The sequence below is a fragment of the Acidobacterium capsulatum ATCC 51196 genome (assembly GCF_000022565.1).
GTDB classification, from domain to species: domain Bacteria; phylum Acidobacteriota; class Terriglobia; order Terriglobales; family Acidobacteriaceae; genus Acidobacterium; species Acidobacterium capsulatum.
On record NC_012483.1, the window covers coordinates 2,269,894 to 2,287,151 of the forward strand.

At 60.3% G+C, this 17,258-nt stretch carries 14 protein-coding genes; 8 read left to right on the top strand and 6 right to left on the bottom strand.

Features of this window, described 5'->3' with window-relative positions; all coding sequences use genetic code 11:
- Nucleotides 1-29 precede the first annotated feature (29 nt).
- Entirely contained in the window at nucleotides 30-1,298 is a 1,269-nt protein-coding gene (locus tag ACP_RS09215) for an FAD-binding protein (protein WP_015897039.1), read from the top strand.
- A 102-nt stretch (nucleotides 1,299-1,400) separates the two neighbouring features.
- On the opposite strand, the gene ACP_RS09220 is transcribed toward ACP_RS09215, so the two are convergent.
- A complete protein-coding gene (locus ACP_RS09220; protein ID WP_015897040.1) occupies nucleotides 1,401-3,581 on the bottom strand; it encodes a hypothetical protein in 2,181 nt (726 codons plus the stop codon).
- Nucleotides 3,582-3,737: 156 nt separating this feature from the next.
- A complete protein-coding gene (locus ACP_RS09225; protein WP_015897042.1) occupies nucleotides 3,738-6,272 on the bottom strand; it encodes an alpha-L-rhamnosidase-related protein in 2,535 nt (844 codons plus the stop codon).
- A gap of 270 nt (nucleotides 6,273-6,542) precedes the next feature.
- Between ACP_RS09225 and ACP_RS09230 the strand changes: the two genes are divergently transcribed.
- The 5 genes from ACP_RS09230 to ACP_RS09250 all read left to right on the top strand — a co-directional run bounded on the left by ACP_RS09230 (nucleotide 6,543) and on the right by ACP_RS09250 (nucleotide 10,920).
- Entirely contained in the window at nucleotides 6,543-8,432 is a 1,890-nt protein-coding gene (locus ACP_RS09230) for an amidase (RefSeq protein WP_041839449.1), read from the top strand.
- Between the two features lie 105 nt (nucleotides 8,433-8,537).
- Nucleotides 8,538-9,302, top strand: coding sequence for an ATP-binding cassette domain-containing protein (locus ACP_RS09235; protein WP_015897044.1), 765 nt, complete (start codon nucleotides 8,538-8,540; stop codon nucleotides 9,300-9,302).
- Between the two features lie 70 nt (nucleotides 9,303-9,372).
- Nucleotides 9,373-10,155, top strand: coding sequence for a sulfite exporter TauE/SafE family protein (locus ACP_RS09240; protein WP_015897045.1), 783 nt, complete (start codon nucleotides 9,373-9,375; stop codon nucleotides 10,153-10,155).
- A gap of 7 nt (nucleotides 10,156-10,162) precedes the next feature.
- Nucleotides 10,163-10,438 (top strand): SemiSWEET transporter, encoded by a 276-nt coding sequence (locus ACP_RS09245; protein WP_015897046.1) that lies wholly within the window; start codon nucleotides 10,163-10,165, stop codon nucleotides 10,436-10,438.
- 41 nt (nucleotides 10,439-10,479) lie between these two features.
- The gene (locus ACP_RS09250; protein WP_015897047.1) at nucleotides 10,480-10,920 is read left to right on the top strand and encodes a gamma-butyrobetaine hydroxylase-like domain-containing protein; all 441 of its coding nucleotides are present in this window, start codon (nucleotides 10,480-10,482) and stop codon (nucleotides 10,918-10,920) included.
- 137 nt (nucleotides 10,921-11,057) lie between these two features.
- On the opposite strand, the gene ACP_RS09255 is transcribed toward ACP_RS09250, so the two are convergent.
- Complete coding sequence (locus ACP_RS09255; protein ID WP_015897048.1) at nucleotides 11,058-11,654, bottom strand: LOG family protein; 597 nt, start codon at nucleotides 11,652-11,654, stop codon at nucleotides 11,058-11,060.
- A gap of 244 nt (nucleotides 11,655-11,898) precedes the next feature.
- Between ACP_RS09255 and ACP_RS09260 the strand changes: the two genes are divergently transcribed.
- Nucleotides 11,899-13,098, top strand: coding sequence for a glycosyltransferase family protein (locus ACP_RS09260; RefSeq protein WP_148215108.1), 1,200 nt, complete (start codon nucleotides 11,899-11,901; stop codon nucleotides 13,096-13,098).
- A gap of 45 nt (nucleotides 13,099-13,143) precedes the next feature.
- Nucleotides 13,144-14,103, top strand: coding sequence for a sugar phosphate isomerase/epimerase family protein (locus ACP_RS09265; protein ID WP_015897050.1), 960 nt, complete (start codon nucleotides 13,144-13,146; stop codon nucleotides 14,101-14,103).
- A 4-nt stretch (nucleotides 14,104-14,107) separates the two neighbouring features.
- On the opposite strand, the gene ACP_RS09270 is transcribed toward ACP_RS09265, so the two are convergent.
- From ACP_RS09270 to ACP_RS17365, 3 genes are all read right to left on the bottom strand, one after another.
- A complete protein-coding gene (locus ACP_RS09270; RefSeq protein ID WP_015897051.1) occupies nucleotides 14,108-14,986 on the bottom strand; it encodes a hypothetical protein in 879 nt (292 codons plus the stop codon).
- 266 nt (nucleotides 14,987-15,252) lie between these two features.
- Complete coding sequence (locus ACP_RS09280; protein ID WP_015897052.1) at nucleotides 15,253-16,524, bottom strand: FAD-dependent oxidoreductase; 1,272 nt, start codon at nucleotides 16,522-16,524, stop codon at nucleotides 15,253-15,255.
- On the bottom strand, nucleotides 16,521-17,195 hold the full coding sequence (locus ACP_RS17365; RefSeq protein WP_202944462.1) for a TetR/AcrR family transcriptional regulator: 675 nt from the start codon (nucleotides 17,193-17,195) through the stop codon (nucleotides 16,521-16,523). Before ACP_RS17365 ends, ACP_RS09280 begins: the two co-directional genes overlap by 4 nt.
- Between the last annotated feature and the right edge of the window lie 63 nt (nucleotides 17,196-17,258).

A 17,258-nucleotide genomic window follows, 5' to 3' on the forward strand; every position in this document is an offset into this window, starting at 1 on the left:
GGCTGAGGAGAAGGTTTTTCTCTTCTGCCATGACCAACGCAACCTCTCGCACCAACTGGGCTGGAAATTACCGCTACAAAGCCGCGGAGCTCGCCACACCGCGCTCGATGGCCGAACTGCAGGAATGCGTGGCGCAAGCCGGGCATTGCAAGGCACTGGGCACGCGTCACTCCTTTCAGGACATTGCCGACACCACCGGCACGCAGATCTCGCTCGAACATCTGCAGGGCATCACACTCGATCGCGCAGCCTCGCAGGTGACCGTGGAAGCGGGCGTGCGCTACGGCGAGCTGGCTGCGTGGCTCGAGGCCCAAGGTTACGCGCTGCACAATCTGGCTTCGCTGCCGCACATTTCCGTGGCAGGAGCCTGCGCGACCGCGACGCATGGATCGGGCCTGCACAACGGCAATCTGGCAACGGCGGTCGCGGCCGTGGACATCGTAACTGGTGACGGCACAATTCGCCGGTTCGCTCGCAACGAGAATCGCGAAGCCTTCCAGGGAGCCATCGTTTCACTGGGCGCGTTGGGCGTGGCCGCGCGGCTGACGCTCGATGTGCAGCCGAGCTTTCAGATTGCGCAAACGGTGTATGCCGGCTTGCCCTTCGCCGTCCTGAAGGATCACCTGCTCGACATTTACGGCGCGGCCTACAGCGTGAGCCTCTTCACCGATTGGCGCGAGGCGCGCGCCACGCAGGCGTGGGTGAAACGGCGCGTGGAGGCGGGAGCGCAAACGGCACACAATGCAGAATTCTTCGGCGCGCGGGCGATGGCGCACGACGTGCATCCGATCAGCGGGCACGAAGCCGTGCATTGCACGCCGCAGCAGGATGCTCCGGGGCCTTGGCACGAGCGACTGCCGCACTTCCGGCTGCAGTTCACACCAAGCAGCGGCGCGGAACTGCAGACCGAGTATTTCGTAGCACTCGAAGATGCCTATGCGGCACTGAGCGCAGTCGAGAAGCTGAAGGAACAGATCGCTCCCCTGCTGCTGGTGAGCGAACTACGCGTCATTGCCGCCGACGACTGGTGGATGAGTATGAACTACCAGCGCGCGAGCTTTGCGCTGCACTTTACCTGGAAGCCGGAGTGGGAGCAGGTGCAGCGCGTGCTGCCCGCCATCGAAGCAGCGCTGGAGCCATTCGGCGTGCGGGCGCACTGGGGCAAGCTATTCACGCTTCCGCCAGCAAAGCTCGCGGCTCGCTACGCACGCATCGATGATTTCCGCACGCTCATGCGCGAGTGCGATCCTAAAGGCAAATTTCAGAATGCATTTCTCGCGCCACTCGCGTCGAGATAAGGCAGCGGCATCTTTTTACCCACAGGCCTCCATGCTTCGTCCCTTGGCGGCAAACCATGGAGCGGCCACGCAGGGAGCGCGAGCCGTTCTCTTCCATAAGCGCTACTGTGCTTGTTGCAAAAGCCCGAGTGTCATGTGCGCGCTGTCTGTTTCCAGCAACAAACCCTGCGATGGACTTGCCTGATAGAACACAAAACTGCCGGCGGCTGCAGGTGAAGACAGATCAAATCCGGTGAGCGAACCCCTCAGGATTCCACTTGCAAAAGTCGAGAGGCTGCCGCTAAGGGCATAGTCGGCGAGGCCCGCGCCGTCATCGGCATAGCCGGAAAGTTGCGCCGATCCACTGGATGCGGTGAACATAAGCGGGCCGGTGAAATCAAGCGGCCCGGCAGAAACCTGGCCCGCGCCAGAGCCGTACAGGGTTGCGTTCAGCCCGTAGCTGCCTTGCAAATCACTGGCGTCAAGCGTGCCGTTCTGCTGCTCAAAAGCCTGTCCTGAGAAGTAGTCATTCGGATCACTGGAGACTAGCAGTCCATTGCCATCGCCGGTGAGATACCAGTTCATGGAGTACAGAAAAGACTTGTTCGTGCTGAGGTGGGTAATCACTACGCGCCCCGCGGCATCGACGGTGTAATCGCCCGCAATGGTGGAGGGCAATGCAGGCTGGCTCCCGCTGCGATCATTCCAGTTGATATCGCCTGCCACCGTACCATCGGAATGAAACGTGAGCACACCCGCGACCTGAAGCGGACCTTTGGTATCGACTCCATTACCGCCAAAGATATAGGAGGTGTTAGCCAGAGACGCGGTGCTGAACTGGCCGGTCGCGCTGCCCTGCCCCAGCGCCGTGCCGCCCAGCACACCCTCAAAAGACGTGCTGTAGAGCCCTTGCTGCACGCCCGTCTCAACCAGTTGCATCTCTTGAGGACTGGCGATGTATGCGGCAAGCTGCACCGGCTGAAATACGGCATTCACGCCCGGGTTGACCTGGATCACAACCCGCCCATAGGAATCCGGCGCGGAGACCGTGCTCTCCCCCACGGGCTGCAGACCATTCGCGCCCACCGCATAGTCCAAAACGTCGAGCTCGCTCCCGTTGCCAGAGATGCTTCCCGCTCCGTCAAAGTTGAGCACGCCGCCCATCGTGACCTCGTATTGGTTGAACTGATCGCCGCCGCTCAAGGTGAGCGCATAGCCACCGGAGGGCCTAGCCGCGCTGGTTTGCAGCGTGAGCGCGCCATTGCTGCCGGGGGCTCCGTTGAGGTTCGCCACAAGTCCCTGGCCGCTGGCGGCGAGAGTCCCGCTCAAAGTCTCCGTGCCGTATTGGTTCAACTGCAGAGTGACTGCAAGATTGCCATCGCCCGTGCTTCCATAGCTGCCTCCGGTGATGGTGTAGTGATTCGAATATGCCTCATAAGAATAGTTCGTCTGCCCGGAATAGGTCGGGCTGGTGGGCTCGTAGTCCACCGTATCCTGCTCGCCACCAGTGATCTGGCCGTTGCTGGCAGTAAAAGCTCCGGCTGTGAAGCTAGGCATACCGCTGAATGAGTCAGGCCCGGCGAGCGAGAAGACGTATGTCCCATTGGCAAGCGTGGGAGCAGGCGCTGTGATGGTGATCGTGGCCGAGGCCGTTTTGCTGGGATCAGTCTTCGAAATCGCAGTGACTGTCACCGTTCCGCCAGAGGGAATAGTGGATGGCGCAGTATAGGTCGTGACTTGTTCCTCGGTTGTTGCATCTGGTGAAAAAGACCCGCAATCAATGCCGTCGCAGGTAGCTGACCAACCTACCTCAGGATGAGCGCTGACATCGTTCTGGATGGCAGCACTGAACTGAAATATGGAACCCGCCTCGAGCGTAGCGGGCATGTGCGCGGGAAAACTCACGGTAATAGGCTGCGGGCCAACAACGGTGATCGTCGCCGAAGCTGAGACGGAGGCATCGGCCACAGAGGTCGCTGTAATGGTAACCGTGCCTCCCGAAGGAATCGCGACCGGCGCGGTATAGACAATCGCGCCTCCTTCATCACTGGCGCTGAAGCCGCCGCAGGCTCCCGTGCTCCCGCAGGCGACTGACCAGGTCACAGCGGTATTCCGCTGCGAGGAGGCAAGGCTGTCGGAATAAATCGCATTCGCGACAAGCGTCGCACTGGCATTCACCGCCAGCGTTTTAGGCGTCGCCGAAGAGAAGATCACCGCGCTCGGCGTTTGCGGTTGACCTATCGTGGTGCGCGGCGCATTTGCGGTACAGCCGGTGAGCCATAAAATGCCACCAAACGCCAGCATGCTGCAAAAAACTCCGCGCAGGTGCATTTTCACCTCCAGAATCGGTCACAGAGCGACCTTCTGCAGGTGAGACGTGGCAACTGCGGAGCGGGTTTCGATGATGACGGAATTGTTATTGCCTAGCAATTCCGCAGTCATCGCACTGACACACGTGTATCAATGCGCCGTGATGACATACCTGCCTTGCCCTCGCAGATGAATAACCGCACGGTGTCCGCCCTCTGCAGAAGAGCTGGGGACAGACTTTCCATTCACGAGCACAGCCGAGCTCCCAGTTGGGACTGGGACAGAAACGCTGGCGGAAACATCCGGCGGCAGGGTGACGACGGTTACGTATCCGTGATCATTACGTATGGAAACTCCCAGCAGACCATGCGGCGTCGGCTCTGCGCCCTTGGCCCACTGCAGCCCCACCAGGTCGGGCCGGATGCGGACCTGCGAAAACCCCGCGGCCGTCGGCTGAATGCCCAGAACCTGTTCCATCAGCCATGGCGTCACGCCACTCGACCATCCATGCGCAAGGCTCGTATGAAAGCCTGTCTCGTTATCGGCCTGCAGAGAGCGATGAAACAGGCTGCCCTTGTACCAGGAAGGATCATAGCCCTCCCAATAACTGGTAGCACCTTCGTCAATCATGCCGCCCCAGAACTTGCGAATCCACGAAAGCGCCTCCTCGCGGTGCCCCATCTTTGCCATCGCGCTCACCACGTAATAGTTGTAGTAGGGCGTGATGATGTACGGATGATAGAGATGCTGCCCAACGCCGGAAAGTGCGTTCCTCCAGATCGAGGGATACTGATCAGGCTCGGCAACGCCAGAAACAACAGCATACGCATTCGGCTGCCAGCGATCTCCAAAGGATCCCTGGCTATCGAGCATGTGCTGCTGCGCAGCCTCGCGAAGCTCGTCTGCCACATGGCCGAAGCGTGCAGCATTGCTTGTGTCATGCAGCGCATTCAGCAAATAAGCTCCATCGCGAAACGCAGCATAATACTCAAACTGCGTAGCCATGCGTGTTTGCGGGGTATCGCTGTGCATGCGAGGCGACCAGTCGACAAAAGGCCATGCATGCGTCGCATCTACAAACAGATGTTGCTGATCCAGGTCCTTCTCCATATAGGTGAGAAGCTCGACCAGACGCGCATGAATCGTTCTCAACTGATCGGCTGAACCGAAGTGAAGGTAATACTGTGTCTCGCCCGTCACCCAAAAGGCGGAGTATCCCGGGATACCATTCACATGATCCTTGATCGGATCAGGACCCAGCAGACGATTCAGCGTGTCTTCCATCAGAAAGTGATCTGCAAAAACGTCGTCTATGGTGCGCCCGCTGACATCAAGGTCGCCCATCCAGCGGCCACGGTCGCGCTTGGGCGCATCCCATATGTCGTCCTGCATGCACAAGTGCGCCGTATAAGCACCCACTTGCCACATCTTGTTCAGTTCCGCATCAGAAGACTCAAAGTACCCCTGATATTTGACCGGATACGCGATGCCATCCAGGCGAATCGCGCGGAAATGCAGATCTCGCCCACCCACAAAGCGCACCACAGCATAGCGAAAGGCGCTCTTGGGTCCGTAGGCTGTCACGCGAGGCGCAACATATACAGGATCGGCACCCAGCCACGGTCCGTGCAGCGCTTCATCTTTTGACTCGCCATACTGCACCGTGACCTCGGCGGGGCTGTTAGAAGCGGAGATCAGCTCGATCCGCCCCGTCACCTCGCGCCCAAAATCCAACACCATCTGCGGAGCATTCTGCGCCAGCACATGCTCCGCCGGCAGAGTGACCTCCAGATCGGCCTCGCTGCTATTCACGAGCGAAGATGCGTTCTGAATTTTCCCCAGCCCGTCGTAGACATCCTCCACGCGCATCGGCCGTAGGGAATAATGCGCGAGAAAAGGCGAGATGCCGTCATAGCCCGGCCACGCATACATCCCGGCATCTGCATTCCATTGAAAAAAGTTGATGGAGCTTTCCAGGCCGCCAAGATCATCGACAGAAGGCCACGCCATATCGTCAAAAGTTGGCGTCATCCAATTCGCTGCCACCGGATGCAGTGTGGCCCTCCACCGAGCGTCACTCATCACCAGCGGTGGAGCCTCTAGTCCACGGGCGCGGGGCACAATCATCGCGGCGAGCACTTCGCCATGCGTAAATTGCACGCCTCGCCGATCCTGCGCTCCGGTGCCGACATTCGGGCCACGTACCGCTTCGATCGCGAGCACATTGCGCCCGGAGCGCAGTGCGTGCGAAACATCGCAGAGGTACACCCGAATCCCCAGTTGAGAATCAAGATTCAACGCATATTGCCCCACCTGCCGGCCATTCAGATAAATCGTCGCTTCGCGAGGACCAGCAACGTACAACGTGGCATGCGAAGGAACACTGGCCACTTCAAATACACGGCGAAAGTAATGCGGAGCCAGATCCTCGCTGGAGCCGCTATCCCATCCCGTTGCAACATCAGGGCGCTCCGGCACCGCATCCGCTTTTGTCCAAATATAGTGCTCCGGCAATGGATGATGGCGAGCGGACTCCAACGCTGAAGACGGCAAATTGCGGGCTGGATCAAGCTGCGCATCAGGAATTTTACTGGGCCCATTTCCGGGGTCGCCCATGGGTACGACGGATTGAGCAGCCGCAATCGAGACAGCGGTGAAAAGAACAACAACGGCCCAACGCTTCATAAAAATAAAACTCCTTCTTTTGATCCACTGCCATGCAAAGGCGCTGGGCATTCTGCGAATGACACACCTCAGCCAGCCCGGGATGATCCTCTTTCCGCTGAAGCAACTCCGGGCATTCCCCACGTCGCGGCAATGATAGCGCTTACACTGCGTGATGCGCTATTCCGTCCCATCCACAAAGCGCTCCATCTCATTCCAGCAGAGGCCATTTCTGATGTGTCAGCGCGTATACTTCGGCTGCAATCTCCTCAGGAGGACCTCTCAACTCTTATGGCGCTCGACCGAAGAGCTTTTCTCACTGTAACGGGCCGATTCGGCATGGCCTCCACACTTTTCCCCGGAATCCTGTACACATTGGCGACACAAGCCGAGGCGCAAGCGGCAGCCAAATCCGCAGACTCAGCTCAAGGCTTCAGCTACGCAAAAATCACTCCCGAGATGGTCGAGCAGGCAGCCGCGCTTGCCGGAGTTCCAATTCCACAGCAAGACATCGCAATGATGATCGCCGGTTTGAATGACCAGCGTGACAGCTATGAGCCGCTACGGAAACTCAATTTGCCCAACAGCATGCCCCCGGCGTTTCTCTTTGACCCGCTTCCGCCCGGCGCTAAAGTTGATTCCGTGCGCGAAACGCCCATCTACAGCAAGGCTCCGGCCATCCGCACCGTGCCGTCAAATCTCGAAGACGTGGCCTTCGACACCGTTCCGCAGCTCGCCGAATTGATTCGTACGCGCAAGGTCTCTTCGCTGGATCTCACTGAGATGTACATTCGCCGCATCAAGCGCTACAACCCGCTTCTGCATTTCGTCATTACCATCACTGAGGAGCGCGCCATCGCGCAGGCCAAGGCTGCCGATGCAGAAATTGCCCGCGGCCACTATCGCGGACCGCTGCACGGCCTGCCATGGAGTGCCAAGGATTTGCTCGCGGTGAAAGGCTACCCCACCACCTGGGGTGCCGCGCCTTACAAAGATCAACAATTCGATTACGACGCCACCGTAGTAAAGCGGCTCGATGCCGCCGGCGCCGTGCTGGTGGCCAAAGCTACCATGGGCGCGCTGGCCATGGGCGATGTGTGGTTCGGCGGCATCACGCGCAACCCCTGGAATCCGCAGCAGGGCTCGAGCGGATCATCGGCCGGCCCAGCCTCCACAACCTCCGCTGGTTGCGTGGCATTCTCCATCGGTACTGAGACACTAGGCTCCATCTCGTCGCCCTCCACGCGCTGTGGCGTGACCGGCCTGCGGCCTACCTTCGGCTTTGTGCCGCGCACCGGCGCGATGGCTCTGAGTTGGACCATGGACAAGATCGGCCCCATCTGCCGCGCCGTGGAAGATTGCGCCATCGTGCTGCAGCATATCTATGGCCCCGACGGTGAAGACGAGACCGTACGCAACGCTGCCTTCAACTGGAACGCCGATTTCGACTGGAAGAGCCTGCGCGTTGGCTACCTGCACAAGGACTTCCAGCGACCCGCACCGCAGCCCGATCACCGAAGTGCGCCCCCCAACGAAACGCCTGCGGAAAGAAAAGAGCGCGACCTCATCAACGCACTGAGCAAGGCGTATCACAATATGCATGTCTACGATCACCAGTATGATGCCGCAGCGCTCGACACCCTGCACCAGATGGGCGTAACCCTTAAACCCTTTGAGCTGCCCAACCTGCCCTTTGAGGCCATGACGCCGCTACTCAGCGCAGAAGGTGCGGCCGCCTTCAGCGAGCTGACTCTGACAGGCCGCGATAAGCTGCTGACCGCGCAGGGCCCCCACGATTGGGCCAATACCTTCCGGGTAGCACGCTTTTATCCGGCGGTCGAATACATTCAAGCCATGCGCGCCCGTGAGATGGCCGTGCGCGCTGCCGCAAAAATCTTTGATGAAGTAGATGTGCTGGTCGCGCGCACCGGCAGCGAGCAACTCGTGATGACCAATCTCACCGGCAACCCGGCCGTGATTGTGCCCAACGGGCTGCGCGGTGCGGATGCGCCAGTGCCGCCCCCGCAGATTCCATTCGACAACCGCTCCGGTGGCCCGGGTACGCCAGTCAGCATCACCTTCCTCGGCGGTCTCTATCAGGACGCAAAGCTGGCCGCATTTGCTCGCGCCTATCAGAACAAAGCCGGCTTCCTCGGCCTGCATCCGAAACTGCCGAACTAGCAGCAGGAAACAAGAAAACGTGGGTGTCCCGGGTCCGCCTGTTCAGACCCGGGGAATGGCAGAATCTCCTCCTTCCCGGGCTCCGTTCCCAAAGGGTGGGTTAGCATGAGCCTGATGCTCCTGCTCGAAGCCCGACACCTCACCAAGCGCTACGACGAAGCCATCGTGGTCGATGATGTTTCGCTCTTCATTGAGCGCGGCGAAACCCTCGGCCTCGTCGGCGAATCCGGCTCCGGCAAAAGCACGGTGGCCCGCATGGTGCTCGGGCTGATCGAGCCCACCCTCGGCGAAGTCTTCTTTGACGGCCAGCCCGTCACCCCACGGGGCGCCGCGATGCGCAAACTGCGCCGGCGCTTTCAGCCCGTGTTTCAAGACCCCTACGCCGCATTAAACCCGCGCATGCGCGTCGAAGAAATCATCGCCGAACCGCTGGTCATACACGAGAAGCATTCGCGGGCTGAGCGCCGTCGCCGCTGCTCTGAACTGCTGCGCTCCGTGGGGCTCGATGACTCAGCCCTCGCCCGCTATCCGCATGAGTTCTCTGGCGGCCAGCGCCAGCGCATCAACATTGCACGGGCGCTCGCGTTGCGGCCTGAACTGCTGGTGCTCGACGAGCCTATCTCCGCGCTGGATGTAAGCGTGGGCGCGCAGATCGTCAACCTGCTACGCGACCTGCAACGCGAATTCAGCCTGACCTATCTCTTCATCTCTCACTCCATGCCCATGGTGCGCTATCTGGCCTCACGCGTGGCGGTGATGCAGCGTGGCCGTATGGTAGAAACTGGCCCCTGCGAGCAAATCTGTTCACACCCTCAGCAGGAGTACACGCGTAGCCTGCTCGCCGCTACGCCTGAAATGCGTGTGGGCTGACAGAAGCCGGCCACCGGCATAAACTCCGCATCGGATGCGCCCCGCGCCGCATCTACAATTCAGATAGCCCGTGCATCACGATCTTGCTCACTCTCTATTTCTTGCAGCAGCTACATTCTTAGGTGGACTCATCAATTCCGTCGCCGGTGGCGGCGGATTTCTAGTCTTCCCAACCCTGCTGCAGATGGGCCTCTTGCCCATTCAGGCCAACGCCACCGGAACGGTCGCGTTGTGGCCGGGCCAGTTCACGTCCATCGCCGGTTATCGCGAAGACCTGCGCAAAAACCTGCGCATGGTCATTCCAGTGGCCATCGTCGCGGCTATTGGCGGATTTTTCGGCTCCTGGACCCTGTTGCACGGAAGCCAGAATGCTTTCCTTCGGCTGGTGCCCTACCTGTTTCTGCTTGGCTCAACCAGCTTTGCCGTCAGCGGTCCCATCTCGCGCCGCATCAAGGCCAGAGCGGCCGCGCATGCCGGCCAACAAGAGCGCATCTTCATGCTGCCGCTGCTTGGGCTACTGCTCTGCATCACCTATTACATCGGCTACTTTGGCGCGGGCGCCGGCCTGCTCACCATGACGGCGTTGGCCCTCTGCGGCGTCGAGCGCATTGCCGAAATCAACGCCCTCAAGACCGTCATCACCACCGTCGCCAACCTGGTTGCGGTAATCATGTTTGTGGTGCACCGCGCCGTGGACTGGCGCGTCTGCTGGTTCATGATGATCGCCTGTGCCATCGGCGGATACGTCGGCGCACGAAATTCACGGCGCATCAGCGACCGCATCCTGCGCCCGATTATCATTACACTGGGGTTCGCCATCGCGATCTGGTTCTTCACGCATCGCAGCCTCTGACACTTCCATGACTCTCCACATCCCGCTCCTGACGCTGGCCGGCTACTGCGCCGCTGTTTGCACCACCCTTTCCTTCGTGCCGCAATTGGTGCGCGTGTGGCGTCTGCGCAGCGCGCGCGACATCTCCCTGACCATGTTTCTGGTCTTCTCGATTGGCGTCTTTCTCTGGCTGGTCTATGGAATCTCCATCCGCTCCATCCCGGTCATTCTGGCGAATGCGGTGACGCTGGCGCTCTCGCTGGCCATTCTGATTCTCAAGCTGCGTTTTGACCGCCAGCATTGAGCCGGCGCACGAATATTCCAATTTCAGCGAAAATAGATCATATGAGCCACGAGGGAATCCGCATCGTCCACGAAGACGAAGCGCGCCGCATCGACGAGCAGAATCGCAGCCTGCCGCAGCAAGCCACCGAACCCGCCAAGGTGCGCGTCAACAAGACCGAAGGCACCGGCATGGAGATTGACTGGAAGGATGGGCACCACAGTGCCTGGAATTTCACCTGGCTGCGCAACGCCTGCCCCTGCGCCACCTGCCACGAAGAGCGCGAGCAGGAGGGCCGCCGTCCCGGTGAGCCCAAAAAGAAGCCGGCCGCCGCGCTGCCCATGTATGAGCCGCCGCCGCGTCCCGTGCTCGTCTCGCCCGTGGGCCGCTATGCCATCAGCTTTCACTGGAACGACGGGCACACCAGCGGCATCTACTCGTGGGATTTCCTGCGCCGCCACTGCAACTGCGACGTCTGCTCGAAAAAGGAGTTAAAATCCTAGCTCTGGGAGGGAAGCGATGAACTCTGCCTCAGAAGTTGCGATCGTCGTATGTGCCTTTTTTCTCGGAACATGGTTGTTCCGGCGAATGCAAGGCAGCCGCGGCAAAAAATAAGCAGCCTGTACAGATGGTGTGCCCGCTACTTCACCAGTTCATCCAGCCGCGCATCATGGGCCTGCATGGCTCCCGCAGCCCACAGTTCCTCCATAATCCGCAGCGCCTCGTCCGCGTCGGCCGCCACCTGAATCAGCGCGCGATTCTCGGGCTTCAGAAATCCTTCCGCAACACACCTATCCAGGAAGCTCAACAGCCCGTCATAATACCCGCGCACATTCACCAGCAAGCAGGGCTTGGAGTGGATACGCAACTGCGCCCACGTCAGCACCTCGACAAACTCATCGAGCGTCCCGTAGCCACCGGGCAGCGCCACAAAAGCATCGGCGCGATCCGCCATCATCGCCTTGCGCTCATGCATCGAGCGCACCACATGCAGTTCGGCCAGCCCGCGGTGCTCGATCTCGCGATCTTTCAGCACCTCAGGAATCACGCCCATCACCGCGCCACCCGCAGCCAGTGCGGCATCAGCCACCGCACCCATGGTGCCTACCGTTGCGCCACCATAAACCAGCCCGTGTCCACGTTCGGCAATCACGCGGCCCATGACACGCGCCTGATCCAGGTAATCACGGTGCCCGCCAACCGCCGACGCGCAAAAAACTGCCACCCACTTCTTCATGCGCCCAGTCTATCCCTCCCTGAAGCTTCCAGTCTGGCGCACCAAAAGTGTTAGCTGCAAAATGCACGTCGAACACTAGAATGATCGCGTGAATCCCCCGGCGGCACCTTCAAAGAAGCCCATCTCCACGCGCACGCTCTGGTTCGCATTTTCCACAGCGCTTACGCTGCGCCTGCTATTTCTCTTTGGATTTCACCTGTACACCATTCACCCATGGACGGATCACTTCCAGTTCGGATGGGAGATGGGCCGCATTGCACGGTCATTGGTTACCGGCCATGGATATTCGAGTCCATTCGGGGGTTACACCGGCCCCTCCGCCTGGACCGCGCCGCTCTATCCCTTCTTCATCGCGGCCGTCTTCAGACTCTTCGGCATTTACTCGCAGACCTCAGCGCTGGTGCTGATGCTCTGGAACGTGCTTTTCGATGCGCTGGCGGTCTTTCCGCTCTGGCACATCGCACGCCGCAGTTTTGGGCTTCGTACGGCAAGGGCCTCTGTGTGGATGTGGGCCATCTGTCCATTCACTTTCCAATACATTCCGCGCATTTGGGTCTCAACCCTGGCCATGCTGCTTTTTGCGATGATTTTTGCCTTGATGCTGCGCATGCGCGGTATCGGTGAAGCGCCACAGCCACTTTCCGCTACGGCAACTCCGCGGCGGTGGCTGCTGTTCGGCTTGCTCTGGGGAGTGCTTGCCCTCGGCGAGGCCTCATGTCTGCTTTGTTTGCCTGTCTCTCTTATTTGGCTACTTCTACCCGCATGGCGCGAACCGGGCCGCTCTCAACTGCGCGGCATGACCACACGCGCTGCCGCATCCGTGGCCATTATTGTCGCCTGCATGACACCGTGGATGATTCGCAACACGATCGCTTTCCACCGGTTCATTCCCATGCGCACCGACTTAGGTTTAGAACTGGCGATTGGCAACGGCCCCGGCGCAGAAGGCCTGCCATTGGTCTATGACCATCCCAGCGTTAACCCTGTTCAGTTCCGGCTATACAGCCGCCTCGGTGAGATTGAGTATTGCCGTGAACGCGGCAGCCTCGCAAAGTCCCTCATTCGCACCAATCCTGCACACTATGCAGCTGACACGCTTCGCCGCATCGACTTTTACTGGTTCGGAGTACCGCCACCGAGCAACCCGAACATCCTGATTCAATACTTGCCCACCGGTGTCTTTGCCTTTTTTGGCCTTTGCGGTTTGGCGGGATTGGCTCTTGCGCTGCACAACAAAGCTCCGGCGGCAAGCTTGATGGCCTTTTCATTTTTGCTCTTGCCCTTGCTCTACTACTTTGTTTTTGTAGAGGATCGCTTCCGCTATACGCTTGACCCACTGATCTATTGCTTAACGGCTTATCTCTGGCTGTGCGCCGAGGAGGGCTACCGCGTGCGCTGGCTCACTCCCGGTTGGTGGCGTTCACATTTTCCCTTAAGTAAATGAAAGCCGCACTTCTCTTCTCATACCTCTTGCGCGCAAAATAGCGGCATGCGACTCGCCGTCTTCACTCCCCTGTTCTCCGGTCTTTCGCTCTCGCAGACTCTGGCCAAACTGCGCGACCTCGGCATCTCCTCCGTCGAACTGGGCACCGGCAACTACCCGGGAGCCGCACACTGCCCGCTCACAATGCTCGATGACGATCTGGCACGCGAAGACTTTCAACGCACGCTCGCCGAATACGGGACAAACCTCTGCGCACTGAGCTGCCACGGCAATGCACTGCACCCTGATCCGGCCCGCGCGCGTGCCGCTCGCGAAGTCAGCCGCAAGACCATCCTGCTGGCAGAGAAGCTCGGCGTGCCCACAGTCGTCGACTTCTCCGGCTGCCCCGGTGGCTCGCCCAATGACATCACACCCAACTGGGTCACCTGCGCCTGGCCGCCGGACTATCAGGAGATTCTCACCTGGCAATGGGAGCAGGCCGTCGCGCCGTACTGGCGCGAACACGCTCAATTCGCCGCCGATCACGGCGTGCGCATCGCCATCGAGATGCATCCCGGCTTTGTCGTCTACTCACCCGAGACCCTGCTGCGCCTGCGCCAGATCGCCGGGCCTGCCGTGGGAGCCAACCTCGACCCCAGCCATCTTTTCTGGCAAAACATCGACCCCATCGCCGCCATTCGCGTGCTCGGCGATGCCATCCATCACGTCCACGCCAAGGACACGCAGCTCTACCCTGCCAACCTGCCACGCACCGGCGTGCTCGATACCCAGCCCTACACCGCCGAGCGCACCCGCGGCTGGCTCTTCCGCACCGTAGGCTACGGTCACGGAGCGGAATGGTGGAAGGAATTCGTCTCCACCCTCCGCATGCACGGCTACGACGGCCCCGTCTCGATTGAGCATGAGGACAGCCTGCTCTCCGCCGAAGAAGGACTCACCAAAGCAGCGGATTTTCTAAACGGCCTGCTGCCGCGCGAGCCGCCCGGCCAAGCCTGGTGGGTGTAGCCCCTTACGCCCCTAGACCCAAGGGCTTTCGCAGCAGCCTGTAAGCAATCAGTAGTCCGCCCGCACCCAGCGCGATAAACACCGATGCCACCATCATCACCTTCACCAGCGAAGAAGCGTGCTGCACCCGTGCCCCACCACCACTCTCCGTCGCCTCACTCACAAATGCCATCACCCCAAAAGTCAGTCCCGCCAGCAGAGCCAGCGGCCACGCATACCGTCGCAGCCACCCATGATCCGCAGCCTCATCCTGATCCCCCACATCCGGAACCAGCGACTCTACCAGCCAGCCGACCGGCAGGCACACAATGACCGCCCCTAGCAGCACCGTCGCCAGATGTACCCACATAATGTGAATCCAATGCTCTGGATACACCCCCAGAAATATCATTCCCGCCACCAGCGCAAGGAATCCCCGGCTCTGCAGCAAGGCCAGGGTGGATACGCGCCTCTCCTGCGAACACCTAACCAGCCAAAGCACCGTCAACGCCATACACCCAGATCCCAGTAGCAGCGTCAACAGCAAGGCGCGCGACCTCGCATGCAGCCACAGCTCAGGATGCCGCAATAGCGCCACCCCGTCGCTCGCCAGATTCACCAGCATCACGAAGCAAACTGCAATTTGTGTCCGTATCAGGTACATTTCATCGCGGCGTGAGGGTCGCCCCTCATCTCTGTAAGGCCGAAATGCCCGCAGCAGCGCTATCACCGCCAGCCCACCCGCCGCCATCACAGCGTAGGAACCGACCGCATCATAGGGGTCGTCTCCAAATGGGACCACTCCAGCCAACGCCCGCGCATGCTTGGCAAACTCAAATACCCACCAAAGCAGCGCAACCAGACCGCACACTATGAGCGAATTCGTCTTTAAGTTCCAGCGCATGGGGCGAATTATATCCACCTCGCAATAAAGTCATACGCGGCGCCGTACGCCCAACCACCTATTCCGCGTTAACCTGTATAGTCATCCTCGCCCGCCTCCACCAAAAGCTCGGGCGCAAGCCGCCGGAGCCGAACTGGCGCTGAGAGCCTGCGACGAGGGCGAGATATACCAGTACCTCATGCCGCACCGCCGCCTGCGCAATGGCGTGCGCGAGTCCTTCGTCTAGAGAGTGAACTTGGCCCAATGGTTCAATTCAGTGCAGCGTTTCACGCCACCCCGCGCCGCAGCTTCATCACCGCATTCACCGTGCGCATGCCAGCCTTCACGGCGGCAAAACCCAATCCCTGCTTCGGCCCGGTGAACTGTTCCATCGCGCGGCGCGAATCCTCCACTGCGGCAAATCCATACTTCCGCATCGCCGCCTCGTATTCCCCGACCGCGGCCAGAAGCGGCTGCTCGCCGCGCGCCGCCCGCGTCAGCGACTCGCACAGCACGCGCGCATCCTTGAGTGCGATGTTGCCCCCAATACCGCGATAAGGCGTCATGCTGTGAATGGCGTCGCCCATCAGCGTAACGCGCGAAGGCATCCACGCTGGCTGAGGACGCGAGGTACGAAAGCGATTGAGAAAAATCTGCTCCTCCTCAATCTGCTCCACCAGAGCACGCAGCGTAGGGTGCCACGATTGCACCACCGAGCGCATGATTGTCTTCAACTTCGTCCCTGGAAGGCTCTCAGCCTTTTCCTCCAGCCCGAAATACTCCGGCCGGCCACCGAGCGCACATATCAGGTAGTCCCGCTCTTGCTCCGATGGCTCTTCAATACCAAGCCTGCGCAGCGCATCGTTCGATCTTTTCACCCTGCGCCACGGTGCCACAAACAGGCTGCACGGCGCAGGTGGCAGCACCATGACAGGGTCTAGCAACATCGCCGCAGGAACCAGCTTCATCGTCTGCTCATCGAGCGGCACTGTGCCGCCAATGCCGATGCGGCCTGTGTCCACCGGCCCTGCCTCGGGCAGCAGTTGCTGGCGCACCCGCGAATGCACGCCGTCCGCACCCACCAGCACATCGGCCTCGGCCGAAGAACCATTTTCAAAGTGCGTCCGCACGCGGTCGTTGGCCAGCAATTCATAACGCGCCACGCGGTGTCCCCAATGCACACTGTCTTCCAGATCCGCAAGCAACACCCTCCGCAGGGTGATGCGGCTGATGGAGCGATGCTTACGCACCTCATCCTCGCTATCCGTGTGGCCCAGCGAAAGTAGCTCCTGCAACTGCTCGGTCATCACCGTAAAGCTCTGCGCCGAGACTCCACCAGTCGCCTCAAAAGTCTCCCACAGTTCCGGCGGCAGGCACGCATGCAGAGCTTCGCTGCCCTCCGGATCAATATGAATTCGGAAGCCTTGCGTGCGCGCGTCGGGTGCGGCATCCCGCTCAAACACGCTCACTCGAATACCGGCTCGCTTCAACCCCTGCGCCAGACACAACCCGCCCAGCCCACCGCCTGCAATTGCCACATGCAATTCCGCGCTGCTCATGCTTTTGCTCCCCGTTTTCTGGCCGCGGCCAGTTTGCGTTTTGCCCTCGCGCTCAAGAGCCAGTCTTCGGTGTGCCGGGCAATAGCATCCATCTGCTCCACATCGCGTCCTGCCACTCCTGCAAAAAGCGTCATGAGCATAGCCGTCAGTTCGCAGGGCGGCACATCCTCGCGAAAGGTGCCATCGGCCACCCCCTCTTCCACCATTTGCTCAATGCCTTGCCGCCAATGCCCATGCATCTGTTGCGTCACCGCCATCACGGCTGCATCCCGCTGAGCGCGCAGGCCAAATTCCTGCATCACCAGCAGCATTTCTGGGTGCTCACGCAGATAAAACCGCCCATCGGCAAACTCCTGCCGCAGCCGGTCCAGCGCGGGCAGCCCTGAGGGCTGAGGCGCGGGGCCATGGAGCGACACAAACTTTGCACCAATCCACTGCGCCAGCCCCTCAATCAAGAACTGCTTCGACGGAAAGTAGTAATGCAGGGTTGCAATGTTCACGCCGGCGCGCTGGGCCACGGCGCGGGTACGCAATCCCTCGAAACCAGCCTCCGCAATCGTGTCAAAAGCGGCCTCGAGCAGCGCGGCGCGGCGCTTGCCCGCGTCATCGGCCGGCTCGAGCAGAGCTCTGGTCCAGCCAGAAACGGAACGATCAATCAAAGTATCGGTCACGGGAGCAGAATAGCCACCAATCACTTGATTGTCAATCAACTGATTGAGTGAAGGCCCACGGCG